Genomic DNA, 26,821 nt, shown 5'->3' on the forward strand with positions numbered 1-26,821 from the left:
AAGTCTTCCCTGGTCAGGTTGCGGGACCGTCGGTCACGGTGGTCCGGTACCGGAACGCCGCAGGCCGGGGAACGGTGCGGTCGCCTGTCCGGCGGGCCAGGCCGAAGTCGTCGAGGACGCGAACGGCATCGGCCGTGAGGCGCTGGGCGCCGTCCTCCGATTGGTAGCTCTTCGCCCACTGCGGGAAGCGTCGCAGGAGTTCGTTCGCCTCGACGGTGAGCTGTTCCGGTGTCAGCCCGTCCGGAGCTGCCGTCAGCGGATCCAGCAGGAGCAGGGCGGCGACGCGGGCCGTCGCGGAGTCGTCCGGGAAGCGGCTGTCGGTGGCGATCCCGTCCGGGTCGACCAGCAGCAGGCCGTCGGCCCGCTCTTCCAGGACGAAGCCGCCCTGCTCGGCGGCGCGTCGGACGATCTGGCGCCCGGTCGGCGAGCTGAGGTAGGCGAGTTCGTCTGCGCCGAGCTCGTCGTGGTGGAGGACGGGATCGTCGAAGAGCCGGCGCAGCACCGAGTGCCGCAGCCCGAGGTTGCGCTGTGCATCGGAGGCGTCGGCACCGCCGTACCGGCTCTCGCGCACCGCACCCCGCAGCAGTTCCTCGAAGCGCAGCGGCACGTCCTCCGCCGGCACGGCCAGCCGGGACGGCCCGACCGGCGCGGCGAGCAGGCGCATCAGTACGGTCGCGTCCACCCGGTAGAGGACCTTGGCCTTCGCCGAGTCGACGAAGCTCTCAGTGACGCCGTCCACGGTGAGGAGCGCGCCGTAGGACTCCAACAGCTTGAGGACGTCCACGAAGGCCATGCGCTCGGACCTGGTCGCCGTGTCGAAGGGCGGCAGCGCCTCGTCGGTGGCACAGGCCTGGACGACCCGGTCGGCGAGCAGGCCGACCGTCGTCACCGGGACCGGGAGCAGCTCGGCCACGACGACGCACAGCAGGGTGTAGCGGCGGCGGTCGAACGGCGCCCTGCCGGACCGCAGTCGGCGGGCGGGGCGCGAGGCGTCGGGGGCGGTCCGGATCTTGAGCAGACGCGCGTATCCCAGGCGAGGCTCCACCACCAGCTGCCAGCCACAGTGGTAGTCGAACCACTTCGTCAACGGGTCCTGCCGGCGACGGATCAGCTCGAAGGCGGGCGGGTCACCACGCTCGGTGATCAGGGGTCGGCCGAGGAGGAGCCTGATGCCCCGGGCGACGTCTTGCCGCTCGGCCAGGACCAGTTGGTTCGCGAGGGTGCTCATCCCGTCACCCGTCCGGCGGGCCGCGCGCTGCCTGGGCTGCGGATCTCCACCAGGTAGTCAGGCCCCTCCAGCCTCCCCCGAGGCGTCCGCAGGACGGCTCGTCCGCCGCCGGGCAACGGCCGGAGGACGACCTCGACGCGGCCGTCCGAGGTGACCGCCCGACGCGCTCCGCTGCCGTCCGGCCGGACGGCCAGCGCCCGGCCGAGGAGGTCGAGCAGTCGCTCGAAGACGGCGTGGTCCAGTGTGCCGAAGCCGGAGAGCCGTACCGGGCCGTCAGTGCCCAGGACGTCCCAGGCCGCTTCAAGTTCGGCCCGCTCCTTCCGGGCCCGCTCGGCCCGGGCCGCCTTTACGCCGCCGACGTCGCGCACCTTGCCGGTGCGCGTGAACCGCTCGGTGCGACCGCTGGTGCGCAGCAGGGCCGAAACCTCCACCGGCGGGGCCTCCGCCCACGTCCCCGATGACGGCACCAACTCCGGGTCTGGGTGGGCGAGATGGGCATGGCGGGCCGGCCCCAGCCCGAAGGCGGCCGACCACAGGCGGTGCAGGTCGTCCTCGCCGGGCGCCGCGGCGAACCAGCGGGCCAGTTCCCGGAAGTCCTGCACCGCGCTGGACGAGCGGCGCCGTGACTCGGTGATCCGGTCGAGGACCTGGAGGAGCGTCACGATAGCGCGACGCGCGACGTCGTGCAGCTGTTCCACCCGGGGTCGCGACCCGTCCGCCGGCCGAAACCAGGCCCGAAGGCCCTCCCAACGCGCCCGGCGCCGCTCCAGCCAGGCCGGCGCGGGATCGCCGTCGGCGACCGGTGGCAGCTCGGCACCCCGCAGTGCCCGCTCGTGCAGCAGGCTCACCCCGCGATGCTCGACCCGCTCCACGGCAGTGGCCACCGCCTGGCCCCGCTGGTCGAGGTTGACGAGGAACTCCTGGAGATAGGCCACCGTCGCGGCCTTCACCTCACGGAAGGTCGCCAGGTCCGCGCCCTCGGCGCGCAACAGGCGCTGCAACTCACCGTTGAACGCTTTGGTGTTGGCCAGCAGAGCCTCCAGGTGGCCCTCCAGCTCCTGCAGCGTGGTGAAGACCCGACGGTCCGAGGAGACGGGGTCCCCCAGCAGCACGTACAGCTCGTCGAGCCGGTCCGTGATCGCCTCCAGCACCGCCGTCTGGAGCGCACCCGTCGATGCGAGCACGGACAGGGCGTGCTCGACCCCGGCGAACGCGGCCTCACCGCGCCGGGTCAGCGAGTACTGGAGGTTGCGGCGCTCGTACTCCTCAGCGGTGCGGTAGTTCTCCGCGTGGTTCTGGACGACATCCAGCAGCTGCCACTCCCTGAGCTTCCGCAGCGCTTCCTGGAGATCGTCGTCGTGCACCGCATCGAGCCAGCCGACCGTCCGCAGCCGGGTGCGGACCTCGTCCAGCCCGAGAGCTGTCTCCAACCGCTCGTTGGCCGCACCGAAGGCCTGCAGGATCGCACCGTAGAGCTCGGCCTTCTCCCCCGTCGTGAACCGGAACATCTCCGGCGGCACTCTGCGCAACGACTCCCCTCCCCTCCGTTGGGCACCACAGTACGCGGACGCACCGACGGAGCGGACCGGATCGGGGGACCGGAAGGGAAATCAGCCCGAAGCGCCGGCCCCACCTTGTACACGGCGTCCTCGACAGCCTCGTACTCCCACACCCTCGGAGGGAGCCGACCCAGCCGGAGGAGGCTCGCATCGGTATCCCTGTCGCGACGCGTGTTGTCGTCGAGCCGAATCCTTCTGCCACGCGTCACGCCACCTGGTGCTTCCCCGCGCCCCGGGGCCACCCGGTAGCTGCGGAGACACGCTGCCACCAGGGCGCGACTAGTCCGGTGACGGGCGATCAACGCCTGATGTGATCGCCCCTGGTGGGCGAGCCCGAGCTCAGCCCGGGGCCGCTGTCATCGGGACCTTGCCTTCTCGGCGATCCCAGCGAGGTCGAGGTCGTCGCCGCTGATGTCGGCGAGCCAGTCGTCATGGACGTATTCGAACGCATATGTCCGGGTGTCGAGTACACCGATGCTGCCGGCCGTGACCCGCTGGTGTGGATTGACCGGCTCCGGCTGCCACCGATCTCTCTTGGGGTCGACCAGCTGGGCAAGCGCGTGGGACACGGTCCGGCCGTAGCGGCGGGGTCCGTTCTCGTGGTGGTAGTGGCCGCCGACATGCAGTCGCGGCTGGAGATGCTCGATGAGCCTGGAGAGCCTCTCCGAGCCCTGGACGTCTCCTCGCCTGCTGCGGGACAGGCCGTAGGGGCCGTCGTGGGTGACGAGCACGTCGACGGTGCCCGGTTCGGTGGCGAGCAGCCGCGAGTACGCCGCCTCGTCGAAGTCCATTTTCCCCGGCGCCTCGATCAGACCGAGGAACGCCACGTGCTCCCCGGCGACCTCCATGGCGTGACCACAGACGACATGGTGGAACGCGCCGAAGGGATCCACGGGCACGACATCAGCGCGGCCCTCGTCGTGCAGGGAGCCGAGCCACTCGTGGTCCTCGTGGTTTCCACTCAGGAACAGGATCCGGGGCAGTTGCTGGAGGGCGGCGACCACACCCGTAGCCACCTGCGCCGTTGAATCGAGCAGTCGGAAGAAGTCACCCTGTGCCGGATTGTCCGCATGGAACCGACGACTTGCTTCATCGAACCGTCCGGCAGACGGGTAGGCCCCCAGATCCCCGACCTGGATGACGGCATCGAGCCGCACCCCTCGCCGCGCCTGCAACATCGTCAGAGCGCCCAGCGCGTGCAGCACACGCCCGTGCACATCACCGACGAAGGCAATCTTCATCGCTCACAATCCCATACTAGAGACAACTGTTCGTATCCCAGTAGGTCGAGCGACGCAACGGTGAGATGTCGACCACCGGTTCCATGCCCGGTTGCCCACGACCCAGCGCTCCGTCGTCCTACCGACCAACCGAGCCGACGCAAGTATCGGAACCGGGACGAACAACCGTCAAGCCCGAATCCGAGCACAGGCCGACGATCGCATGTGGAAAGCCTCTCTACTTCGGCAGCTACTTCGGCGACTACCTGCAGACCGGCGCCGAAACCCCGCGGACCTCGCAGGCCGGGTTGCGGAGTACATCGACCACGCAGTCCTGCACAAGGTCCTGGCTCGACAATGCCGAGCGCATCGTGCGCGTCCACGCACATGGCCACGTGGCCGAGTTGCCGCCGTACTTCCGGAGAGTCGATGGGGAGCTCGCGGCACTGCATTCCTTCTCCGGGACGGCTGCGACGTACTGGCCGCTGCGCCGCGAGGCGGTCGATGTGACCGACCCCGATGTAGTGGATGCCCTGAAGAAGCCGAACCTCCACCGCGGCGACCGCCTGCTCGACGACTTCGCGCAGGACATCGAGCGAGACCTCAAGGGCTTCTCCGAGCGCGACTCGATCCACATCCTGGTATCGCTACCCGGGCCAATCGCGGCGCGCTGGGATCGACGCAACTCCGACGGCCAACTACCGCTAATGGTGGACCCGATGAGCTGCGATCAGGTCTCGGCACCAGGCGTACGACACCTTCGGCGTGCGGCGCTGCGTCTCGAAGTCGACGTGGACGAGGCCGAAGCGCTGGGGTAGCCCTCGGCCCGACGAACAGGCTGTCATTGTGACGAGACCACAACTGCAGGACGTCACCCCTATTCAAGGCGACAGTTCCACCGCAGAGTTGAGAGGGCCGATCAACCCGGCTACTTCGTGCGCCCGCTTTCCGATGGGCCGCCGTGTTCGGCGGTCGATGGCGCGATATCGACCGGCCCCCTTGCCGGCGCGTACCGCCGCCGTAGCATGACCGGATGTCGGATTCGGTCGCGCAGGGAGGATCCCGCTGGAGCTGCACTTCAGCACGCTCGGATCGCTCAGGGCCCGGCACGGCGATCGGGAGCTGCGGCTGAACCGGGCTCGGGACCGCGCGGTGCTCGCCGTCCTGCTCGCGAACGCCGGGCGGCCGGTGCCCGTGGCGGAGATCATCGACGGGGTCTGGGGCGAGGAGGTGGACGAGGCGCCGAACCGGGCGAGGGGGCTGCCGGCCACCATGTACCGGCTGCGCAACGCCCTGGCCGGCGCGGACGGCACCGTCGAGGGCGGCTCCGTCGAGGGCGGCAATGTCCTGCGGCACGTCGGCAAGGCGTACCGGCTGGAGGCGGACCCGGCGAACATCGACCGCGCGGTGTTCCTCGCGGAGCTCGCCGCCGCCACCGCCGCCCGTCGCAACCGGCAGCCCGAGCGGGCCCACGCTCTGCTCACAGCCGCGCTCGGCCGGTGGTCCGCGCCGGTGGCCCTGGACGGCGTGCCGGGCCCGTTCGCCGAGCACGACCGCCGGATGCTGGCCGGGCGCCGGGAGGAGGCCCGGCTGGCCCAGCTCGAACTCGACGTCGAACTCGGGCTGCCGCTCACGGCGGAACCCGCCCCGGAGCCGGCCACCGTCGTCCCCCACGCGCTCGCGCTGGCCCGGGCCGGCCGCACCGAGCAGGCCCTCGCCCTGCTCGCCGACTCCGCCCCCGGCGGCGAGGCGGCGGCTCTGGCGGCACGCCTCCGCGGCCGGGCCACGGACCTGGCGGACTGGACGCCCTGGGCCTCCCGCACCGCCCCCCGGCAGGTTCGCCGGCCGTTCCAACTCCCGCCTGACATTGCCGACTTCACCGGCCGAGCGACCTTGCTGACGGAGCTCGCCGCCGCCCTGGCCGCGCCGGGACCACGGTGGGTCACCGTCACCGGGCCGCCCGGCTACGGCAAGAGCGCGCTCGCCATCCACGCCGCACACCGACTCGCCCCCGGCCATCCCGACGGCCAGCTCCACGCCGACCTGGGCGGGCAGGCCCCCGGCGCGGATCCGGCCGCCGTCCTGGCCGCCTTCGTCCGGGCCCTGGGCGTCGAGGAGCGCGCCGTCCCGCCGGGCCTCACCGACCTGCGCACGCTCTACCTTCGGCTGCTCGCCGGGCGGCGCGTCCTGGTGTTGCTCGACGGCGCCGTCGATGCCGAGCAGGTCCGCCCGCTGCTGCCGGCCGAGCCGGGAAGCGCGGCTCTCGTCACCGCCGGCCGACCGCTGCCCGGTGGACACACCGTCACCGTCGGCCGGATGACGCCCGACGAAGGGATCGAGCTGTTGTCCCGCGCCCTGGGCCCCGGGCGCCTGGCCCGGGAACCGGACGCGGCGCGGGCCCTGGCCGCTGCGTGCGACCATCAGCCCCGCGCCCTACGGTGGGCCGCGAGCCGCTTGGTGGGCCGTCCCGCCTGGCCGATTTCCGCCCTCCTTTCACACCCGCACACATAAGATCCGTCTGCGAATAAACGCGAGCGTTCATCCCTCGTCAACCGGCCCATCACAAAATCCCGAAGGCGGCGGCGATCACCATCTGATCAGGTAAGCCGCCCGGAATCACCGGCGATGGGAAGAGGACGAACTGATGAGTGGGACCGTCACATGTATCAACCGCGCGCCGGCCGGCACCGCCGCCGAGCACGGTGCGGCGCGCCTGATCAGGCAGGGCGACGGCTACCCGGTCGCCCACTACGCGCCGGACGGCAACCGGTCCGCCCGGTACGCGACCCGGGCGTCCAGCACGGCCGGCTGCGGCACCAAGGCGGTCAGGCGCGCCGCCGGCCGGCTCCACGGCGGGATCGCCGACCCGAGCTCCACCGAGAGCCCCCACGCCGTTCGGCCGGTACCGGAGAGCCGCTGAGCCCCGCGCGCCGCCCTTACCGCCCCGCCCCCGGCCCTCGGCCCCAGCCCCCAGCCCCCAGCCCGCAGCGAATCCCCCACGCGCCACGCCATCCACCAGCCCCGGCGCGCCGTCCACCCGGGGCCCGACGAGCCGCCGGGAGAGCCGTCATCGCCACCGACCCCGTACCCGCCACCGAACGCACCGCCTCCAGCGCGTCCGACCTGCGTTTCCACCTGCTCGGCCCGCTGACCGCCCGGGTCGACGACCGCCGCCTCGACCTGGGCCGCCGCCAACAGCAGGCCTTTCTCGCCATGCTGCTCGCCCACCCGGGCCGGCCGCTGACCGCCGCCCGCCTCGCCGAGGGCATCTTCGACGAGGACAACCCGCCCACCCGGCCCAAGTCCGTCCTGGCCACCCACGCCTACCGGCTGCGTCGCGCGCTGCGCGACCACCACGCCGCACACCTCCTGGTCACCGTCGACGGCGGCTACCGCCTCGACGTCCCCGCCGAGTCGCTGGACTCCGTAGCCTTCGACCGCCTCGTCGCGCAGGCGGAGAACGCCGCCGCCGACCGGCCGCGGGCCCGCGACCTGTTGACCCGGGCGCTGGCCCTGCACAAGGGCGAGCCGCTGGCCGGACTGCCCGGCGGCCATGCCGTCGATCTCCGCCGCCACCTGACCGAACGCCGGGTGGCGGCACTGGAGGCGAAGCTCGCCCTCGACGTCGATCTGGGGGACAACCCGTCCTGCCTGGTCGAGCTCGACCAAGCCGTGTTCGCCCACCCGTTCCGCGAGCGGTTTCGCGCCTTGCTGATGCTGGAGTACCACCTGGCGGACCGCCCGGCCGAGGCGCGGGCCGTGTACGCCGATGCCCGGCGCGACTACCACACCGAGGGGCTGGACTGCCCGGAGCTCGACGCGCTGCACACGCGGATTCGGCACGCCGACCCCACCCTCGGCACGGCCACCCGCCCCGTGGGCCGCTCGGCCGCAGCTCACGGCCGGCCTGCTCCCGACCGGGGGACGGACTCCCGAAGCTCGCCAGTACCGGAACAACTTCCCACTCCCCTGGTCGACTTCACCGGCCGGCAGAGCGCTGCTGCAGAGCTGACCACCGTGCTCACCCGGCCCGACCCGGGCGCCGTGGTCATCTCGGCGGTCAACGGAATCGGCGGTTCCGGAAAGACCAGTCTGGCCGTGCACGTCGCCCACGCCCTGCGCGAGCGGTTCCCCGACGGCCGACTGCACCTGGACCTGCGTGGCGCCCAGGCCGACCCGCTCGACCCGGCCGAGGCACTCGGCCAGCTGCTGGCCTCGCTCGGCGTCGCGGACCGGGAGATCCCGGCAGACCCGGCCGAGCGCGCCGCGCTCTACCGCACCACCGTGGCCGGCCGCCGCCTGCTGGTGCTGCTCGACAACGCGGCCTCCGCCGAGCAGACCGCCCCGCTGCTGCCCGGCGCTCGGACCTGCGCCGTCCTGGTCACCAGCAGGGTCTGGCTGACCGGTCTCCCGGGCGCCCACCACCTCCACCTCGACGCGATGGAGCCGGCCGAAGCGCTGGACCTGCTCGCCACCGTCGCCGGCCGCGCCCGGACGGAGGCCGAGCCCGAGGCCGCCACCGCGATCGTCACGGCCTGCGGCCTGCTGCCGTTGGCCGTACGGGTTGCCGGCTCCAGGCTCGCAGCCGACCCCGCGCAGTCCCTGGCCGGCCTGGCCTCCGCCCTGGCCGACGAGCGGACCCGACTCGCCGAACTCGCCCACCACCACACTTCGGTCGAGCCCGTCCTGGCGCTCTCCTACGCCCGGCTCGACAGCGAACAGGCCCGCGCCCTCCGGCTGCTCGCCCTCCCGGACACGCCCGTGCTCGGCCTGGACCCGGCCGCAACGCTGCTCGACCGCTCCCCTGAGCGCACCCGCGAGCTCCTGGAATCCCTGGTCGACCTGAACCTGCTGAACTCCCCCGCCGCCGACCGGTACGGGCTCCACGACCTGCTGCGGGTCTTCGCCCGCCGGCGCTGCGCCGGCGAGGACGCCCCGGCAGAGGTCTCGGCCGCGTACGCCCGGCTGCTCGCCTTCTGCCTGGCCACCGCCCGTAACGCCGAGGCGACCGCCCACCACGTCGAGCACACCCGCCGCAGCCTGATCACGGCGGAGACCACCGTGCCCGGCAGGTCATTCGACACGGTGGAGGACGCCACCGCCTGGCTGCGCGACCAGACCGACCTCCACCAGGCGGTGATCCGCCGGGCCTGCCAGGACCCGGCCCTGCCGCTCGCCCAGGCCGCCGACCTGACGGACAAGATGGGCTCGATCCTGTTCGGCCGCGACTACGTGACCACGGTCGGCGACCTGGCGGCCCGGGTCGCCGAGGCGGCGCCTGCCCGCGACGAACGGGACGCCGAGGCGCTCGCCCGCTCGGTCCGCGGCAGCATGCTCTGGCACGCCGGCTCCTACGCGGCGGCGGGCGAGGAGCTCCGCCGCTGCCTGCCACTGTGCGCCGGGGCGGCGCTGCGCCGACTGCGCGCCAACGTCCTCCAGCTGCTCGGGGCGAACGCGCGGGTGCTGAGCGACTTCGAGGCGGCGATCGGTCCGCTCGAAGAGGCGTCGTCGCTGTTCCACCAGCTCGACGACGAGACCGCCGAGGGCCTCGCACTCGGCGAGCTCGGCTACAACCACGCCAGGAGCGGCCACCTCGCCCGGGCCCGCGCGGCCGGTGAGCGGTGTGCCGAGCTGACCGGCAGTGAGGTGTCCATCTCCTCGTCCGTCGGAAGCTACTACCTGGCCCGGATCCTCCACCTCTGCGGCGACCTCGCACGGGCCCTGGAGCGGGCGGAAGGCGCCCTGGCCCGGTTCCGTTCCTTCGGCATGCCCGCCTTCCAGGCCGCGACCGGCGGCCTGATCGCCGGGATCCACCTCACGGCCGGGCGGCCGACGGCCGCCGTCCGGGCCGCGGAGGAGGCAGTTCCACCGGCCCACTGCGTCGGCGGGATGCTGGAGGGCACCGTGCTGCGCGTCCTCGGCCAGGCCCTCGCCGACCTGGGCCACCGCAGCCGGGCCAGGGCCTGCCTCGAACAGGCGCTTGAGCACTTCAGGCGGCTGGACCTCGACGCCGACGCGGCCGAGACCGAGCAGCTGCTCGGCGTGCTCATCGAATGTCCATCGCCATGACCGAGCCTTATGTCGTGCCCCGGTCAACCGGACCGGGTCAATAGGGAGGCAACGCACATGTCCGTCAAGGGAATCCGTCGGGTCGTCCTGGGCCTGGCCACCACCGCGCTCGCCGGCGGGATCGCACTGACCGGCGCCGGTACGGCTTCGGCATCGAGCGGCGGCGGCTGCGGCGGCCCGGGTTGGAAGCAGACCTGCATCAGCGCCGGCGGCGGCCAGGTGTCGGCGCAGGTGAACACCAACTTCGCGAGCAACAACTGCACCGAGCAGATCATCATCTGGGACTACACCACCGGCAGCCAGGCGATCTCCACCTCGTTCCCCTGCCACTCCGGCCAGTACTCCTACACCTACACCCTCAACAACCCGACCCCGGGCCACGACTACAAGGCCGAGGCCCGCTTCTACTGGCAGCCCGGCAGCGGCTACGACTACCAGCTCAGCCCCGACCTCTGGTACTGAGCCACCGGGGGGTGAGGTGACACCGCCCTCCGCCCCTGTGGGTCCTGAGCCCGCACCGCGTCCCGCCCCCGACACTCACGGGGGCGGGACGCCCTGGCACCCGGTGGCCCCGCGCCAGGCCCCGCTGGACAGTGGCGCCGGCCGGACGTCGACGGGAAGGCACGAGTCGGCACGAGCCCGGCGAACAGGCGGGACCTCACGGGAGCACGGCGGCCCACCCGGCCACGGGAGCCGCGGGGCGGCTCCGTTCGGGTGGCGGCGGTACGGCCGGAGACGAGGCCGACGGTGCTCACTGAGGCGGGCAGGGCCACGTGCCGCGAGCGAGTTCCGGCCCTCGCGCAGCGGAACCTGCGCCTCCGGACCGGGGACGGAATGCCCGGTCAGGTGACCAGGCCGTGGCGGTAGGCGTAGATGACGGCCTGGACCCGGTCGCGAAGTTGAAGTTTGGTGAGGATGCGGGAGACGAAGGTCTTGACGGTCTCATGGCTGATGACGAGGGTTGCGGCGATCTCACTGTTGGAGAGGCCGTCGGCGACGAGGCGGAGAACTTCCAGTTCGCGAGGAGTGAGCGGGATGTCCCGGTGGGTCTTCTCGGCGGGGCGGATGCGGGCGGCGTAGCGCCCGACGAGGCGGCGTGTCACGTCAGGGTCGAGGAGGGCCGCGCCGGTGGCCACGGTCCGGATGCCGTGGAGCAGTCGGTCCGGAGGGGCGTCCTTGAGGAGGAAGCCGCAGGCGCCGACGCGCAGTGCCTCGTAGACGTATTCGTCCAGGTTGAACGTGGTCACCACGAGGACTTTGACGGGGTGGGGCACTCCGACGCCGGCCAGCAGGCGGGTGGCTTCGAGGCCGTCGAGGACCGGCATGCGGATGTCCATCACGACGACGTCGGGTCGTACCTTGCGGGCGAGGTCGACCCCGGTCCGTCCGTCTCCGCACTCGCCCGCCACCTCCATGTCGGGCTGGGCACCGATGATGGTGACCAGGCCGGTGCGGACCAGCATCTGGTCGTCGCAGACCAGGACCCGGATCGGTGCGCTCACGAGGTGCCGTCGGCGGGGATTCGTGCCCGGACGGTGAAGCCGCCGTCCGGGCCGCAGCCGGCGCTGAAGTCGCCGCCCAGAACGTCGACGCGCTCGCGCAGGCCCGCCAGGCCCCGTCCGCTGCCGGCGGCGACGGCGGTGGCGCGTGAGCCGGTTCCGTCCGTGCTGACCTCCACGGTGATCTCCCTCTCGCCGCGCTGAACCTGCACGGAAGTGTGGCTGCCGTGAGCGTACTTGAGGGCGTTGGTCAGTGCTTCCTGCACCACCCGGTAGGCGACGAGGTCGGCGCTGCCGGTCGATGCCGGCGGTGTGCCCCGCTCGGTGAACTCCACGGGCTGTCCGGCCCGGCGGGTCTGCTCGACGAGCGTGAGGACCCTGCCGACGGCCGGTGTCCTGGCCTGCATGGCCTCCGCCGGGCCGCCGCCGTGGTCGGTGCCGTGGCCGGTCTCGTAGTCGGTGCCGTGACCGGGGTTGAGCAGGTCCAGCAGGTGACGCAGGTCGGTGAGGGCGCGGCGGCCGGTGTCGCTGACAGCGGTCAGGGACTGCTCCAGCCGCTCGGGTGCGGCGGTCAGGTAGCGGGCGGCTTCGGCCTGGACGACCATCGCGGTCACGTGGTGGGTCACCACGTCGTGCAACTCGCGGGCGATGCGGATGCGTTCGGCAGTACGGGTCTCGGCAGCCACACGCTCGCGGCGTGCGGCCTCCGTGGCCCGTGTGGAACGCAGCCACGCCCCGGCTCCCCAGGCCAGGGCGAGCGTCAGGTAGAACGTCACGAACTCCGTCGCCGTCTCGCCGCCCGAACCGAGCCGGGCAAGCGCGATCGCCAGCGGCACGTACGCCACGGACAGAAGGATCACGGTGGTGCGCCGGCGCTGTTCCAGATGGAAGCCGGCACTGATCAGCGCGACGGGCAGGGTGGTGCCGGCGGCCGAGTGGTAGCCGCACAACTGGTCAAGGGCGAAGCCGCACGCCACCAGCGCGAGACAGATGACCGGCCACCGCCGGCGCACCACGAGGGAGAGGCATTCGAGCGCGAGGGCCACGACGGCCAGCGCGTCGAAGGGGCGGGTCGGCAGGTCCCCGACCTGCGTCCCGTGGCCGCGTAGTCCCGGCAGGAACGACGCGACCAGGAACAGTGCCCCGAGAGGGAGGTCGCGGAGGGTGACGTCGAGCCGGCGCCACACCTGACCGGCCCCCTGAAGGCTCATCACCGGGTGAGTGTAGCGAGGGCGTCGACGCGCTCGGCACGCCGGCGGGGGACGATGTGGCCGCGCCGACGGGCCAGCCGCAGGAAGACGACCGTGAGCAGCGCGCCGAACAGCGTCGCGTACACGCTGGCCTCCGGGCCGAACTCGCCGCCGGTGAGCAGCTTGGCCCCCGACGTCGAGGCGTCCAGCAGTCCGTGCGTGTCGCCGTTGCCCGAGACCTCGGTGCCGAAGATGCCGGACTCCGCGAAGTTCCAGCCGAAGTGCAGGCCGATCGGCAGCCACAGGGAGCGGGTGGCGGCGTACCCGGCGGCGAGCATGCCGCCGGCCTCGATGGCGATGGCGACGCCGCCCAGCAGGGTGGCGTCCTTGTTGAGCAGGTGGGCCGCACCGAACACGCTGCCGGACAGAGCCAGCGCGATGTACGTTCCGAGGCCGCGCTCCACGAGCCGGAAGAGCAGGCCGCGGAACATCAGTTCCTCCGTGACGGCGGCGCCCGCCATGAAGCCGACCAGCCCGATCGCCCCGGCCGGGGAGCCGAAGCCGTGGACCTCGTAGTCCCCGAGGAAGTAGATGTTCGCAATGACGGATCCGAACATCGCGACCCCGATCACCAGGCCCCGCAGGAGCGACCCGGGCGCTCCCTCGCGGGCCAGTTCCGTGACCGGGCGCCGCTCGGTACGCCCCACGACCCATCGGTAGACGAGCACCGAGAGCATGACCGTCAAGCCGCCCACGAGGAGCGAGAGCCACGGGTTGTCCTGGACCGCGGTGGCACCTTGTCCGCCGACCGCACCGGCCAGGACCACGGCCGAAATCTGCCACACCAGTTTCATGACGACTCTTTCTTCGGTTCCGTTTCCGGTTCCTTGTCCGGTCCGCGGCCAGGGCGCCGCGGCTGAACCGAACGCTAGGGAAACGGTGATCAGGAATCGTCACCTCACAGGGGACACCTGCACGTAGCTCTCACGGGGGACAGACCCCAGCCACCCTCCCGGGGTGCGAGCCTGTGCAGCTGCGGGGAGGCTCCGGTCACGGCGCAGAGCAGGCCGCGGCGCCGGCTGCAGCGGCTGGGCGGTCACTGTGCCGTCATGGGTTCCCGTGCGCGGTGAGCGCGACGGTAGGCCAGTGGTGACAGGCCCACATACGTGTGGAAATGCTTGCGCAGGGCGACGGCGTCGCCGAAGCCGCAGACAGCGGCGACCCGCGCGACGGTCAGGTCGGTGGACTCCAGCAGGAGGCGCGCGTGCGCCAGCCGCCGCTGCGCCAGCCACTTCAGCGGGCTGCAGCCCACTTCGCTGCGGAACCGCCGGGTGAAGGTGCGCACGCTCATGTGAGCGTGCCGGGCCATGTCCTCCAGTGTGACCGGCTCGGCCAGCCGGTCCACTGCCCACTGCCGCGTCGCCGAAGTGGAATAGTCGGTGTCCTGCGGGACCGGGTGCTCGATGAACTGTGCCTGCCCGCCCTCACGCCACGGCGCCACCACGCAGCGCCGCGCGGCGGCCGAGGCCACCGCCGCCCCGTGATCCAGACGGACCAGGTGCAGGCACAGGTCGATGCCGGCCGCTCCGCCGGCGGACGTCAGGATGCGTCCGTTGTCGACGAACAGCACGTCCGGATCGACCTCGACGTCGGGGAACAGCCGTGCCAGCGCGTCACACAGCGCCCAGTGCGTGGTGGCTCGCCGACCATCCAGCAGACCGGCCGCCGCGAGCAGGAAGGCCGAGGTGCACAGGCTGACGATGCGGGTCCGCGGCCCTATCCGGTCCAGAGCCGCGGCGAGTTCCTCGGGGAGCGTGCCGGTCGCGAGCAGGTGCTCGCCGGGCTCCTGCGTGGCGAGTACGACGGTGTCCGCGGTCTCCAGCACCGACTCGTCGTGGTCGACGACGATCCGGTAGTCCTCGTGCGTGCGGACCGGTCGGCCTCCGAGGGAGCAGGTACTGACGGAGTACAGGCGGGTCCCGTCCGGTTCACAGGCCTCGTTGAACACCCGGGCCGGGATGCCCAGGTCCAGCGGCAGGACTCCGTCGAGGGCGAGAACGGCAACACGATGCGGCATGGCCGGAATGGTACGACAGGTGGCTCCCCGGCCACTCACCCGCGTCCGCGAGCACACGCCAATCTTTCTTCCGTCGGGACCGCGGTTCCGACGGAAGAGATCGGGACGGACATGAGCGAGGACAACATGAGCGAGGACAACATGAGCGAGCGCACCATGCGGGCTGTCACCGTCAGGGAGTTCGGCGGGCCGGAGGTGCTGACCGTCGAGGAGGTCGTGCGCCCCGAGCCGCTGCCGACCGAGGTGCTGGTACGTGTGCACGCCGCCGGCGTCAACCCGGTGGACTGGAAGACCCGCGAAGGGCAGGGCATGGCGGGACTGCAGACGTTCCCACTGACCCTGGGCTGGGACGTTTCCGGCGTCGTCGAGGAGGTCGGCTTCGGTGTCACCACGCTCGCGCCCGGCGACGAGGTGTACGGGATGCCGTGGTTCCCGCGCGCCGCGAACGCCTACGCCGAGTACGTGACCGCTCCGGCCCGCCAGTGGGCCCGCAAGCCGGCCACCATCGACCACACGCACGCGGCCGCCGTGCCGCTGGCGGCGCTGACCGCCTGGCAGACCGTGGTCGACACCGCCCGTGTGCAGGCCGGCCAGCGCGTCCTGGTCACGGCCGCCGCCGGCGGAGTGGGCCACTTCGCGGTCCAGTTCGCCCGGCACCTGGGCGCCCACGTGATCGCCGTCGCCAGCGACGCACGCCACCGCTGGCTCAAGGAACTCGGCGCCGACGAGACCATCGACTACACCACCACCCGCTTCGAGGACGTCGCCCACGACGTCGACGTCGTCATCGACCTGGTGGGCGACGCACATGACCGGACCAGCACCCGCTCGCTGAAGGTCCTGCGCCCGGGCGGCCTGCTGGTGGCCGTCCCTGCCGGTGTCTCCCCGGAGCTGGCCCAGGCCGCCGAGGCCGCCGGCGTGCGGGTCACTCCGTACCTGGTCGAGCCGGACGGCGCGGCGCTGGCCACGATCGCAGGCCTGATTGACGCCGGTGAAGTCGACGTCGAGGTGGAGGAGACGTTCCCGCTGGAGCGGGCCGGCACGGCACACACCCGCGTCGAGGCCGGCCGCACCCGCGGCAAGATCGTCCTGACCATCGCCGACTGACCGCCCCCGCGGGGAGTTTGGAGGAGCACCATGTACTACGAGATCCGCCGCTACCAGGCCCGGCCCGGACGCCGCGAGGAGTGGGTGCGCTACATGGAGGACGTGGTCATCCCGTTCCAGGCCTCGCTGGGCATGGACGTGACCGCCTCCTTCGTCGACGCCCAGGACGAGGACGGCTACGTGTGGATGCGCCGCTTCGAGAACGAGGCCCGGAGCGAAGCCCTGTACGCGGCCGTCTACCAGCACGACCGCTGGAGGAACGAGATCGGCCCGGTCGTCCACGACCTGCTGATCCCCGAGGAGTCCGTCGTCACCCACGCGGTCCCCACCCCGGCTTCGCCCCTGCGGTGACCCGGCTGCGGCTGCTGCCCGCCACCGCCCCCACCCCACCCCACCCCAGCGAAGGAAACCTTGATGAGCTCCGGCACACTGCGGAAGTCGGCCCCCGCCTCGTCGGTCACCCAGGCTGCCGCCGGCGCACTCATCGCGGCGGTACGCACCGCCGCTGCCCGGATCGGCTTCACGCCGGCCATCGCCGTCACCGACCAGGGAGGCCATCTGAAGGCATTCGACCGGGCCGACGACGCGCCCTTCCTCACCGCCGAGGTCGCGTTCGACAAGGCCTGGACTGCGGCCTCGTTTCACATCCCCACCCATACGTGGAACGACTACCTCGCCAACCCGCGGGTCGCACCACTGACCGGCCACCCTCGCCTGACGGCCGTCGGCGGCGGCTACCCGATCACCGAGAACGGCCGGTGCATCGGAGGGCTGGGCATCTCCGGCGGCAGCTACGAGCAGGACCAACAGGCCGCCGAGGAGGCCCTGGCCGCTCTCGGGTTCGAGCTGCCCGGTCCCTGACCGGCCACCGGAGTGTGGGTCCACTGACGGCTGCAGCCGATTGCCCTGACCAGCCGGCCTTGCGGACTGCTCGCCGGTCCTCCGTGCCGCCTGACAGCGCTGGCAGGACTGCGAGTCCGCCCTCGAAGGCGGGAGGCGGAGAGGCTGTCGACCGGCACAGCGAGGACAGTGTCCTCGCTCACGGGCCGCGCACCGCCGATCCCTCGTGACTGCGGAAACGGCCGCCAGGGTACGTCGGGGCCCGCCGAAAAGCCGGTCACCGGCGGTGTCCGACCGGACGCGGCTCATGGACTGCGATGGTGCCCGTGAACGGACAGGGGCAGGCTGGGAAGTGCACCCCGCGGCGGCCGGCCGATCGGACCCCGCCGCCGTACGGGCCACGACGGCCGCGCGCAACTCCGTGCCACCGAATCCTTGGAGGTCACCCATGACCGATCCCGCTGCCCGCCACACGGTCGGCCCGATCGTGGTCGGCACCGACGGTTCCCCCCAGGCCCGGAATGCCGTCACCTTCGCGCTCCGCGAGGCCCGACTTCGCGCCACCGGTCTGCGGGCCGTCTGCGCGTACGAGTACGCCCCGACCCGGCGATCCGGCTTCGAATGGACGGTCTCCTCCGGCCCCGACAGCGGCCCCGTCCCCCAGCAGCGCGATCTCGTCACCCAGGCCGTGGCCGACTCCGTCAGGGAACTGCAGGAGCAGCTCGGCGCACCGTTCGTGGACGTGGAGATCGTCTGCGAACCCGGCCGCCCGGCGCAGGTCCTCCTCGAAGCCAGCACGGACGCCGGCCTGCTGGTGGTCGGCTCCCGGGGATCGGGCGCCTGGGGACGCCTCGCCCTCGGATCGACCAGTACCGAGGTCGTCCACCACGCCCGTCTCCCGGTCGTTGTCGTCCCGGCGGAACCCGACACCGAACCTTCCTGAGCGCCGATGTCCGAAACGATCGACCCGGCCGTCGGGACAGGCTCGGACGGTCCCCGACGGCGCCCTGTGGGGCAGTCTTCAGGTCACGACGGACCACGGAAGTCGACCACGTGCTCGTCGGACGGGGTCGATCGGCGCCCCTGCCCACGCACCCCACCCGACCTACCTCCCGCGCCTCGCCCGGTGGGCTGCGATCAGCTCGCGATACCACGCGTACGAGGCCCTGGGAGTGCGCTTCTGGGTCTCGAAGTCGACGTGGACCAGACCAAAGCGCTGACTGAACCCCTCCGACCACTCGTAGTTATCGATCAGAGACCATGTGTAGTACCCGCGGACGTCGATGCCTTCGGCGACCGCTTGGGCCAGGGCGTCGAGGTGGGCGGCGAGGAAGTCGATGCGGGGCTGGTCGGGGGTGGTGGATTCCTCGACGGAGCAGCCGTTCTCGGTGATGGTGAGGGGCGGGAGTGCCGCTCCGTACGACTCCTTCAAACCGGTCAGGAGTTGGCGGAGCCCGTCGGGGACGACAGGCCAGCCGAAGGCGGTGTGGGGGACGTCGGGGATGTCGACGAGGTCAAAGGGGAGGCCCGCGTCGGTGGGGGCGGCGATGCGGGTGGGGTTGTAGTAGTTGACTCCGAGGCTGTCGAGGCCGGGAGTGTGGATGAGCTCGGTGTCGCCGGGACGGATGGCGCCGTAGATGTCGTCCGGGACTCCGAGGGCGGAGAGGTCGGGGTAGGTGCCGAGGAGGACGGGGTCGGTGAACAGGCGGTTGTGCAGGGTGTCGTAGGCCTCGGCGGCGGCCGCATCCTCGGCCGAGTCGGAGGCCGGCCAGACGGGGGTGAGGTTGTTGGAGAGCATCACCTCCAGGCCCCGCTCGTGGAGCAGGGAGGCGGCCAAGCCGTGAGCCAGGAGCTGGTGATGGGCGACGGGGAGCGCCTCGAACATCAGGGCGCGTCCGGGGGCGTGGGTGCCCAGCGCATAGCCGAAGACGGTGTGGACGAAGGGCTCGTTGAGGGTGATCCAGGCGGGGACGCGGTCGCCGAGCCGATCCGCGACCACTGCCGCGTACTCGGCGAAGCGGTACGCGGTGTCGCGGTTGAGCCACCCGCCGGCGTCCTCCAAGGCTTGCGGGAGGTCCCAGTGGAAGAGGGTGGGCAGCGGGGTGATGCCGGCGGCGAGCAGGTCGTCCACGAGGCGGTCGTAGAAGGCGAGTCCGGCGTCGTTGACCTCACCCGTACCGGTGGGCAGAACCCGGGGCCAGGCGATGGAGAAGCGGTAGCCGTCCAGCCCGAGGCCCTTCATCAGGGCGATGTCCTCGGGGTACCGGTGGTAGTGGTCGCACGCCACCGCACCGGTGTGCCCGTCGCGGACTGCGCCCGGGCGAGCGGAGAAGGTGTCCCATACCGAGGGCCCGCGGCCGTCCTCCTCCGCCGCCCCCTCGATCTGATAGGCGGCGGTGGCGACACCCCAGCGGAACCCCGCCGGCAGGTCGAAGCGGTCCGGCATGACAGCCTCCTGGCATGAACGTGAGGATTGCTCATGTTATCGACTCAACGGCGAAACGCCAGAGGCAGTCGACCGCCACGTCGAGACGCCGATCACCACAAAGGACGGACCCACTGGACAGGGACCCCAGATCCCACCGAGAGCCCACTTGACCCCCAGCACCTCCCATGACGCCTGATCCCACCTCATGACACCGAATCCGTGAGAGGCGTGCGAGAGGCCGGTGAGCCGCAGTGAGCCTCCTCACTGCGGCTCACCGCACTCTGAGTCGGATCCCCTCCACCACCAGATACTCCGGTTCGGGCTGTTGCTTCGGCGATTGACCTTGGAGTCCAGTGTCACCGGACCTGTTCCAGCGGGTACCCCTGGGCCAGAGCGGCCTTGCGGAAGGCAGCGAGCCGATCGGCGGGGACGGCGAAATGGCGCTCCCCCAGCCGGGTCACGAGGGTGCGCAAGCGCCGGTCCCCCGCCAGGAGAGCGGCGATGGCACCGTCCGCGCATTCGATCAGGTGGACCGGGCCGGTGTCACGGACCTGGCCGAGGCGGCGGGCTGCGTCGTCCAGGAGCGTCGTGATGGTCTGCGGCAGCGGATGCCGGCTTGCCGACTCCAGGTAGCGACGCAGTTCACTGAGGTCGCGTCCGGCGTCGACGGCTCGGAGCAGGGAGCGGTGGGTGAGGCTCCAGACGTGGTCGCCGGCCTTGTCCGCGAAGGCGTCCAGAAGCAGGGCGTCGGCGGGGGCGAGTCCGTCGAGGGCGGCGATGTCGTGGTTCGGCAGGACGGTGATCCGGCCAGCCGGGGTTGCCGGTTGGGGCTTGGAGCTGGGGGTGTAGGTGGCCGCCTCGCCGGTGGCGTAGGCGCCGAGTGGGTTGAGGCGTATGGCGAGCAGACCGTCGTAACGGCTGAGTTGGTCGAGGTAGTCGCCGCCCCAGTTGTGCTGGTAGTCGGTGCGGGCTCCGGCGGGCGGGATGTAGTCGATGTCGATCAGGCCGAGGACGGCCGCGTATTCGAACAGCACGGCGAGCGTGTAGCGTCCCTGGAGCAGTGACCAGTCGTGGTGGCCGTCGTAGCCGAGGCTTCCGTACTGGGGGTCTTCCAGGTACAGCTTCCACAGGGCGCGTTCGCTCCGGGTGATGACGGGGTCCTGGCCGGCTCGGCGCATCTGCGCGAACAGCTCGTCCACGGCGATCCATTGGCCGGCGGTGCGGGTGGTGAGCGCCTGGCCGACGAGCTCGCGGCGCGGTCGGGCGGCGGTGAGGACGTTGGCGGCGCGCTGGCCTTTGATCTCCTCGATCCGGGAGAACTCGTCCAGCAGGGTGTTCTTCAGCCAGCGCTGCCACAGGGCGGCGATGGTCTCGTGTGCGGGCTTGGCGAGGGCGGTGCGGCCGCGCGGGGTCAGCGTGAGCCTGCCGGAGGCGAGGGTCGTCAGGCCGCCGGCCTGGAGGATCAGCGGCCAGGCGAAGGCGGCGATGGCCTCGTGTTCGTAGAAGTCGCCGCCGTCGAGGACTTCGGTGATCGCGGCGACGGTGGCCGCGCTGGGCCTGCGGGTCTTCTCGCTGCAGCGGAGCTTGCCCGTGGCGCACAGCTGGAGCACGGCGGCCAGGTTGGCCTGTGCCTCGTGCTCGGTGACACGGATCCGGTGCTCTTTCTCCTGCCAGTCCTCAAGCTGGTGGCCGATGCTCACAGCTGTCCCATCGCCACGGTGTAGTGGAAGCCGTCGGGGCCGCAGGACTGCTCCAGGGTGCGGACGATGTTCCGGGCGTCGTCGTACGGGCCGGAGGCGTAGAACGGCTTCCCCTCGCGGCCGAAGACGATCGCGGGCTCATCGCCTCGCACAGACCCGAGGTACGGGGCGGTGTCCGCGAAGCCCGGTGCGGGCGTGAAACCGAGGGAACGCGCGTACTCGACCGCACCGTGCACGATCGTGCGAGCCTGGTCGAGCTCGATGCTCAACGGCGGCTGGTCGAAGGCAGAGTAGTACCGGCGCAGGTACGCAAGGAGTGAGCCGGCTCCGATGACCTCCGGCTCGACGGTGTTCTTCACGCCCAAGCAGTAGACGTCGACCAGGAACCCGCACACCGTCAACCTGCTGGCGCGCTCCTGACGGGCCACCAGCACCTGGGCGAAACCGCTGGTCGCCGTATCGTCGGCGGCATGGGGGTACCCCCGACCGGAGGCTGGGGGAGGGTCGGCCTCCGCCCACGCGGGAACGGCAGCCAGCCCCAGGCCGGCGCTCCAGCCCGCGTTCACCCAGCACCCGACCACCGGCCGATCGGCCGGGGCCACCCCTTCCGTCCGACACTCGGCCACCTGTCGCAGCAGCGCACTCGCCTGCGCAGGGCGCAGCCCCAGCGCCCTCGCGATCTGCTTCGGCCCGCTCCCCGCCGCCCGCAGCTCCGAGACCCTGGCCAGGACGTCATCGCTCTCCATCACCCGGGCATTGTCCACCAGCCCCGGACACCGGAGAACCCGCCCATGAGCGTTCGACCCCAACGGCTGGCGCACGCCCCAAACGGCCGCCGCCGACGTGGCAGTGCCGCTATGCTGGAGCGTTCCGGGGTCGGCTTCCGCCACGATCGGGTCCGCCCGTCCGCTCATCTCAACCCGGCTACGTCACCTCTGCAGCCCTGTGTCACCGCTGCAACTCGCAGGCATCCCCGCAACCGCCACTGCCGCCCTCGCCACCGTAGTCGCCGTCGCCGAACGCGACCGCCGAGCCGCCGGGCGCTGCCCGAACATTCGCTGATCCCCGTGCCCGCCAATGCGCCGGTTGTTCCGTCCGGCGGCGGTCACGGGCGGGCCACCGGGCGGTAGCCGTTCCCGGCGAGCCAGGCCCGCGCCCGGCCTCGCTGCCGCTCCTCGGCGAACAGGCCGAACCGGTGCAGCTCGTCCTCACGACGCGCCAGGACGTCCTTGAAGCGGCGGAACGCCCCGCGACCGGCGATCGCGATCTCCAGGCGATCCGCGAAATCGGCGTCACCGACCGTCGCGATGAACAGCTCCATGTCCCGGTATCCGTCCCGGGAACCCTCACACCACACCGGCAGCCACCGCTCGTGGTCTTCGACATCCTCCGCCCGCTCGTCGGAGTCGACCTGCTGGGGCCAGCAGTCACCGGTGGTCAGGTCGATCCGGCCGCCACCGAAGACCGGGTCGCCTTCCAGCAGCCCGGACAACTCCTCCAGATCCACCGACAGTGGCCTGAGCACCGGCACCGGGCCGCACCCCAGGGCTGCGTCGAGCTGTCGCGTCAGCTCCACATCCCCCTCCCAGTCGCGTTCACCGAGTGCGGCGATGCACCGCCCGGCCAGGTCCGTTGCCCCCGGCACCCGCGCGGTCACCGCGTCGCCGAGCGCATCCCCGATCTGCTGCAGGACCCCGGCCAACGGCTGCCCCGACAGCAGCGCGACCAGCGCCGCCCCGTCGCCGGCATGCCGCGCCGCGCGCAGCTGCCGCAAGGTCTCCTCGCTCCACGTGTCCTTCATGGGCAGTACGGTAGCCGCGCACCCGGGTCGGACGAGCGCAAGGAAAGCCCTCAGGGAGTGAGCGCATCCGCCGCTGGCTCGCGGATGTGCCCGACGTGGTGGGACGGGGTGCATGGGCACGAACACGGTCTCCCCGGAAGACCTCGCCGCACTGGTGGACAGGCTGCGGTGGGACAAGCGCCGTCATCCCCACCGCGGTCGGGGCGAGTACCAGGCAACCGCCCACCAGGTGCTGGAGACGGCGGCCACCCTGGTCGAGGCCGGCCGGGCTCACACGGTCGTACGGACGCTGCGCACCGCCATGGACAGGGTCACCCGCGCACTGATGTACCTGGACGACTCCTCCGGCATCGTCGGTGACGCGCTCCAGGGACTGGTCGACCTGTACGCCCGCGCCCTGGAGCAGGCCCCGCCCGCCAACCCCAAGACGCTCGCTTCATGGCTGGTCTCAGCGCAGTTCGACGGTCCCGGCTGGCCTCGCATCCACCTGCGCGCGTTCGCGCCCGCCTTCGGGGAGCAGGACATTGCCGAGATCACCGCCCAGGTCCAGGCACGCGCCGCCACCACCGACCCCGACTCATGGAGAACCCGGTTCGCCGTCCGCGACTTCCGCGAGCAGCTCGCCGAACTCACCGGCGACACCGACCACTACATCGCGGTCCTCGCCGAGGACCTGAAGGAACCCGAGCAGTACCGCAGGATCGCGCACGCCCTGGTGGAAACCGGACGCGCGGCCGAGGCCGTCGACTGGGCCCGGCGCGGTCTGGTCCACCACCCCGGCAACCCCTACAGCGACAGGCTGCGCGACCTGCTCGTCGACCTCCTGCTCGACGACGGCCAACTCGACGCCGCACTCGACGTACGCATCACCGAGTCCGCACCGAGCACAAGCACAAGCACAAAACCAGCTTCATCGCCAAACTCGACAAGGCCGGACTGGCTCCCTGATCCGCTCGGCTCCGCGGATTCCCTACCAGCCGCGCAGCGCCTCCCAGCGCCGCTCAAACACCGCCACGCCCTCGGACCCGAACAGCAGTCGGCTTGGCCAGTCGCTTGGCCAGCTCCGCCGAGTCGATCCGCAGCTGCTCGCCAAGGCCGACGTGGACGGCGCCGATGGCAGAGCCGATCTTGCGCGATTCACGATCGTAGGTACGCCAGTCCTAGCTCAGCACCCCGGCGAGGTAGTCCCAGCACTCGGCTGCGCACTCCGCCGCATCCAGCGGCTCGACCGACGGCGGACGCAACGCCGGCACCCGAAGCTCGGCCACCACAGTTCCCTGCGGTGACGATGCCATGCAGGTCGCACACGTAGGAGACGTCCGGAACCGCCCATGCCTCGTCCACCAGCGCGCAGCGGCGCCAGATCCCCAGCACCCGGCGCGGTAGGTAGTCGCGCCCCAGGTCGTGGTCGTGGTGGTGAAGCTGCCCCTGCGGCGTGGGTAAGGCACGCGGATGGCCGGTTATCGCGTGAGGTGTTGGATCAGGTGACGAAGGCACCCGTTGCTTCGGGGGAGCGCGTGCGCGAGCCCTGCGCTCTGTGGATCTGACCGCACCCCGGAACCGGGGGCTCGCCTGGCGGAGCCCCTGCGGACCGGCCGTCTCCGGTCTCTCTGAGCGGTAGATTCGGGCTGAGGGTGGCACACCGGACAGGTCGGGAAGAAAACACGTGGCGGGGAACGCGAGGGAGCGGCTGGCTGAGCTGCTCGGCGGGTCGAAGCCGACGGGGGCCTTCAGCGTCCAGTTCGAGGCGCCCGCGCACGGGCTCGGGCTCGAGGTGGCCGGTGTCGGGCAGCTGAGTCTTCCGCTGCGCGCGCCCCAGGCGAAGAAGCTGATCGCGGTGGCGCGCCCCGCGTTGTTCGGCCGGGGCGAGGAAACGCTGAGCGACACCAGCGTCCGCGACACCTGGCAAATCTCGCCGGATCAGATCACTCTGGCCGGCCCCTCCTGGCCGACGCTGCTGAATGGCGCGCTGGAGCATTTCCGGGACGAGCTCGGGCTCCCGGCGACGGCCCGGCTGCGAGCCGAACCGCACACGCTGCTGGTGTACGGCAAGGGCCAGTTCTTCCTCCCCCATCAGGATTCGGAGAAGGACGACGCCATGGTGGGCACGCTGGTGCTCTCCCTGCCCTCGGCGCACACCGGCGGAGAACTGGTCATCGAGCATGCCGGACGGCGCAGCACCTACCGCGCCTCGAGGACGGAGCTGACCCTCGTCGCCTTCTACGCCGACTGCCGGCACGAGGTCACCCCGGTCCGATCCGGGTACCGGGTGACCCTCACCTTCAACCTGCTTGCCAAGCCTGGGACTTCGGCGCAGGATACCGGTCCGCTGGCCGAGCTGGCGCACTGCCTGGACCAGCACTTCAGCACGCCCGCCAGGCAGCGCTACGCGACACGGGACCTCGACCCGCCGAACCGGCTGGTGTATCTGCTCGACCACGAGTACACCCAGCGAGGCCTGAGCTGGGAGCGGCTCAAGGGTGCCGACGCCGAGCGCGCCGCGCTGCTGCGCGCCGCCGCCGGGCAGGCCGGCTGCGAATCGGTGCTCGCCCTCGCCGAGGTCAAGCAGACCTGGGACGCCTACCCCGCCGATGATGCCCCCTGGGACGACTACTACGGGTACGACGAAGAGGGCGAAGATGAGGACGACGGCCCCGCAACCGACGACTACGTCGTTCAGGACCTGATCGACGACGAGATCACCCTCGACTGGTGGACCGGCCCGGACGGCGCCGGCGGCGAGCCGATCTCGTTGTACGTCCACGACTACGAGGCCTGTGCCAGCACCCCGAGCACGAACCTCACGCCCTATGAGGCCCAGTACGAGGGCTACATGGGCAACTACGGCAACACGCTGGACCGGTGGTACAGGAGGGCCGCGGTCGTCGTGTGGCCGCGCGAGCGGGCGTTCGCCGCATGTGGCGAGGCCGGATCGCGGTGGGCCCTGGAGGAACTGCGCAACCGCATCGAGCAGGGAGATCCGGACGGCGCACGCACCGCCGCGCACTCCCTCGCCCCGTTCTGGAAGCACACCGTTGCCCAACCCGAGCTGCTGGACTGCGCGTTGCACGTGGCCGCGGGCCTGGGTGCGGCCGAGACCGCGGCGATGCTGCTGGAGCCGTTCCAGGTGGGCGCGCTGGGGCCGGAACACGCCGGCGGGCTGGCTGCGGCGGCCGAGCGGTACGGCACCGCGTGGCTGCGCCAAGTCGTCGACGGCTGGTTCGGCCCGCGGAACCGCTACGAGCCCCACCGGCACGAGTGGACCGAGAGGCTGCCGGATCTATGCACGGCGCTGCGGGCCACAGGACCGGGTACAGCGGCGGAGCGGCTGCTGTTCGCCGGGGCCTGGACCGCAGTGGCCGGCGACCTGCTGCCGTCGTCCACGACCGGTCCGGCCGAGACCCGCCGCTCCCAGCTGGAGGCGCTGGCCCTGCCACTGCAACGCATCCTGCAGGCGGCCGACCAGGAACAGCGGGCCGAGATCCTGACCGCGCTGCGCGCCCAGGCGGATACGGTGCTGGAATGCCTGATGCCGATGCTGCGCTGTTCAGCGCAGGCGCTGCCGACGGACGCCAGGCGCACGGCGGGTCTCGACGCGCTCGCACGCGACTGCGCGGACCGGCTCCGCGCGATCGCCGCACGACAGCCGCGTGCCGCGGACGACTGGTCGATCGCCTGGACCGGTTGCGGCTGCGAACTGTGCGCCGCCCTGGAGACGTTCCTTGGTTCCCGCTCACGGCGAGTCCTTGAATGGCCGCTGGCGAAGGACGGACGCCGGCACGTGCACACCAAAATCGACTCGGCCAGGCTCCCGGTGCACCACCAGACCAGACGGCAGGGACGCCCGTACACCCTCGTGCTGACCAAGACCGAGCAGCTGTTCATCCGCGAGCAGAGCGCCCGCCACCAGGCCGAAGCCGACCTGACCTGGCTGACCTCGGCCTGGAACGCCTAGTGCTCCAGAACTGCTTCACGCTGCCTTTCTCGGTCGGATCGCCCAGCCAGCGAGCTGGCCTGGGCGGGCGCTGGACGCGAGATCGCGCGCTACCTCACGAGCCCGCAGGGCCGCAAGCACTACCAGGAACCGACCTTCATGTCCGTGG

The 26,821-nt window shown here is 71.6% G+C and carries 21 protein-coding genes and 1 pseudogene; 10 read left to right on the plus strand and 12 right to left on the minus strand.

Annotated features, from left to right (window positions below):
• Nucleotides 1–13: 13 nt before the first annotated feature.
• From C2142_RS04210 to C2142_RS04225, 4 genes and pseudogenes are all read right to left on the minus strand, one after another.
• Entirely contained in the window at nucleotides 14–1,228 is a 1,215-nt protein-coding gene (locus C2142_RS04210; protein WP_148641144.1) for a TIGR02678 family protein, read from the minus strand.
• On the minus strand, nucleotides 1,225–2,736 hold the full coding sequence (locus tag C2142_RS04215) for a TIGR02677 family protein (protein WP_174315579.1): 1,512 nt from the start codon (nucleotides 2,734–2,736) through the stop codon (nucleotides 1,225–1,227). Before C2142_RS04215 ends, C2142_RS04210 begins: the two co-directional genes overlap by 4 nt.
• A gap of 407 nt (nucleotides 2,737–3,143) precedes the next feature.
• A complete protein-coding gene (locus C2142_RS04220; RefSeq protein ID WP_148641146.1) occupies nucleotides 3,144–4,028 on the minus strand; it encodes a metallophosphoesterase in 885 nt (294 codons plus the stop codon).
• A 683-nt stretch (nucleotides 4,029–4,711) separates the two neighbouring features.
• Nucleotides 4,712–4,819 (minus strand): annotated as a pseudogene (locus C2142_RS04225) (family 1 glycosylhydrolase); the annotation flags it as partial.
• Nucleotides 4,820–5,159: 340 nt separating this feature from the next.
• Here C2142_RS04225 and C2142_RS04230 point away from each other — a divergent pair.
• The 4 genes from C2142_RS04230 to C2142_RS04245 all read left to right on the plus strand — a co-directional run bounded on the left by C2142_RS04230 (nucleotide 5,160) and on the right by C2142_RS04245 (nucleotide 10,538).
• A complete protein-coding gene (locus C2142_RS04230) occupies nucleotides 5,160–6,518 on the plus strand; it encodes a BTAD domain-containing putative transcriptional regulator (protein WP_148641147.1) in 1,359 nt (452 codons plus the stop codon).
• A gap of 133 nt (nucleotides 6,519–6,651) precedes the next feature.
• The gene (locus C2142_RS04235; protein ID WP_148641148.1) at nucleotides 6,652–6,927 is read left to right on the plus strand and encodes a hypothetical protein; all 276 of its coding nucleotides are present in this window, start codon (nucleotides 6,652–6,654) and stop codon (nucleotides 6,925–6,927) included.
• Between the two features lie 260 nt (nucleotides 6,928–7,187).
• Complete coding sequence (locus C2142_RS04240; RefSeq protein ID WP_277347320.1) at nucleotides 7,188–10,076, plus strand: BTAD domain-containing putative transcriptional regulator; 2,889 nt, start codon at nucleotides 7,188–7,190, stop codon at nucleotides 10,074–10,076.
• A gap of 57 nt (nucleotides 10,077–10,133) precedes the next feature.
• Nucleotides 10,134–10,538, plus strand: coding sequence for a hypothetical protein (locus C2142_RS04245; RefSeq protein WP_148641150.1), 405 nt, complete (start codon nucleotides 10,134–10,136; stop codon nucleotides 10,536–10,538).
• 380 nt (nucleotides 10,539–10,918) lie between these two features.
• Here C2142_RS04245 and C2142_RS04250 read toward each other — a convergent pair whose 3' ends face one another.
• The 4 genes from C2142_RS04250 to C2142_RS04265 form a co-directional block, all read right to left on the minus strand.
• Nucleotides 10,919–11,578, minus strand: a complete 660-nt coding sequence (locus tag C2142_RS04250) for a response regulator transcription factor (protein ID WP_148641151.1) — start codon at nucleotides 11,576–11,578, stop codon at nucleotides 10,919–10,921.
• Nucleotides 11,575–12,786: a histidine kinase gene (locus tag C2142_RS04255; protein WP_148642173.1), complete on the minus strand. Its 1,212-nt coding sequence runs from the start codon at nucleotides 12,784–12,786 to the stop codon at nucleotides 11,575–11,577. The genes C2142_RS04250 and C2142_RS04255 overlap by 4 nt, the downstream gene beginning before the upstream one ends.
• A complete protein-coding gene (locus tag C2142_RS04260; RefSeq protein ID WP_148641152.1) occupies nucleotides 12,786–13,619 on the minus strand; it encodes a CPBP family intramembrane glutamic endopeptidase in 834 nt (277 codons plus the stop codon). Before C2142_RS04260 ends, C2142_RS04255 begins: the two co-directional genes overlap by 1 nt.
• A gap of 242 nt (nucleotides 13,620–13,861) precedes the next feature.
• Nucleotides 13,862–14,842 carry a helix-turn-helix domain-containing protein gene (locus C2142_RS04265; RefSeq protein WP_148641153.1) on the minus strand — a complete coding sequence of 327 codons (981 nt, stop codon included), beginning with the start codon at nucleotides 14,840–14,842 and terminating at the stop codon, nucleotides 13,862–13,864.
• A 141-nt stretch (nucleotides 14,843–14,983) separates the two neighbouring features.
• On the opposite strand from C2142_RS04265, the gene C2142_RS04270 reads away from it, so the two are divergent.
• From C2142_RS04270 to C2142_RS04285, 4 genes are all read left to right on the plus strand, one after another.
• Nucleotides 14,984–15,949, plus strand: a complete 966-nt coding sequence (locus tag C2142_RS04270; protein ID WP_148642174.1) for an NADP-dependent oxidoreductase — start codon at nucleotides 14,984–14,986, stop codon at nucleotides 15,947–15,949.
• A gap of 30 nt (nucleotides 15,950–15,979) precedes the next feature.
• Nucleotides 15,980–16,300: an NIPSNAP family protein gene (locus tag C2142_RS04275; RefSeq protein WP_148641154.1), complete on the plus strand. Its 321-nt coding sequence runs from the start codon at nucleotides 15,980–15,982 to the stop codon at nucleotides 16,298–16,300.
• Nucleotides 16,301–16,363: 63 nt separating this feature from the next.
• Nucleotides 16,364–16,810 carry a heme-binding protein gene (locus C2142_RS04280; protein WP_148641155.1) on the plus strand — a complete coding sequence of 149 codons (447 nt, stop codon included), beginning with the start codon at nucleotides 16,364–16,366 and terminating at the stop codon, nucleotides 16,808–16,810.
• Nucleotides 16,811–17,237: 427 nt separating this feature from the next.
• The gene (locus C2142_RS04285) at nucleotides 17,238–17,732 is read left to right on the plus strand and encodes a universal stress protein (RefSeq protein ID WP_162002400.1); all 495 of its coding nucleotides are present in this window, start codon (nucleotides 17,238–17,240) and stop codon (nucleotides 17,730–17,732) included.
• Between the two features lie 162 nt (nucleotides 17,733–17,894).
• Here the strand turns inward: C2142_RS04285 and C2142_RS04290 are convergent, their stop codons facing one another.
• The 4 genes from C2142_RS04290 to C2142_RS04305 all read right to left on the minus strand — a co-directional run bounded on the left by C2142_RS04290 (nucleotide 17,895) and on the right by C2142_RS04305 (nucleotide 22,718).
• The gene (locus C2142_RS04290; RefSeq protein WP_148641157.1) at nucleotides 17,895–19,235 is read right to left on the minus strand and encodes a GH1 family beta-glucosidase; all 1,341 of its coding nucleotides are present in this window, start codon (nucleotides 19,233–19,235) and stop codon (nucleotides 17,895–17,897) included.
• Between the two features lie 338 nt (nucleotides 19,236–19,573).
• Entirely contained in the window at nucleotides 19,574–20,917 is a 1,344-nt protein-coding gene (locus C2142_RS04295; RefSeq protein ID WP_241002370.1) for a helicase-associated domain-containing protein, read from the minus strand.
• On the minus strand, nucleotides 20,914–21,666 hold the full coding sequence (locus C2142_RS04300; RefSeq protein WP_148641158.1) for a hypothetical protein: 753 nt from the start codon (nucleotides 21,664–21,666) through the stop codon (nucleotides 20,914–20,916). Before C2142_RS04300 ends, C2142_RS04295 begins: the two co-directional genes overlap by 4 nt.
• Nucleotides 21,667–22,022: 356 nt before the next feature.
• Complete coding sequence (locus C2142_RS04305) at nucleotides 22,023–22,718, minus strand: UPF0158 family protein (RefSeq protein WP_241002371.1); 696 nt, start codon at nucleotides 22,716–22,718, stop codon at nucleotides 22,023–22,025.
• A 112-nt stretch (nucleotides 22,719–22,830) separates the two neighbouring features.
• On the opposite strand from C2142_RS04305, the gene C2142_RS04310 reads away from it, so the two are divergent.
• Complete coding sequence (locus C2142_RS04310) at nucleotides 22,831–24,030, plus strand: hypothetical protein (RefSeq protein ID WP_148641159.1); 1,200 nt, start codon at nucleotides 22,831–22,833, stop codon at nucleotides 24,028–24,030.
• Between the two features lie 354 nt (nucleotides 24,031–24,384).
• The gene (locus C2142_RS41420; RefSeq protein ID WP_148641160.1) at nucleotides 24,385–26,673 is read left to right on the plus strand and encodes a 2OG-Fe(II) oxygenase; all 2,289 of its coding nucleotides are present in this window, start codon (nucleotides 24,385–24,387) and stop codon (nucleotides 26,671–26,673) included.
• Nucleotides 26,674–26,821 lie beyond the last annotated feature (148 nt).

Source organism: Streptomyces sp. CB01881 (assembly GCF_002953255.1).
Taxonomy (GTDB): domain Bacteria; phylum Actinomycetota; class Actinomycetes; order Streptomycetales; family Streptomycetaceae; genus Kitasatospora.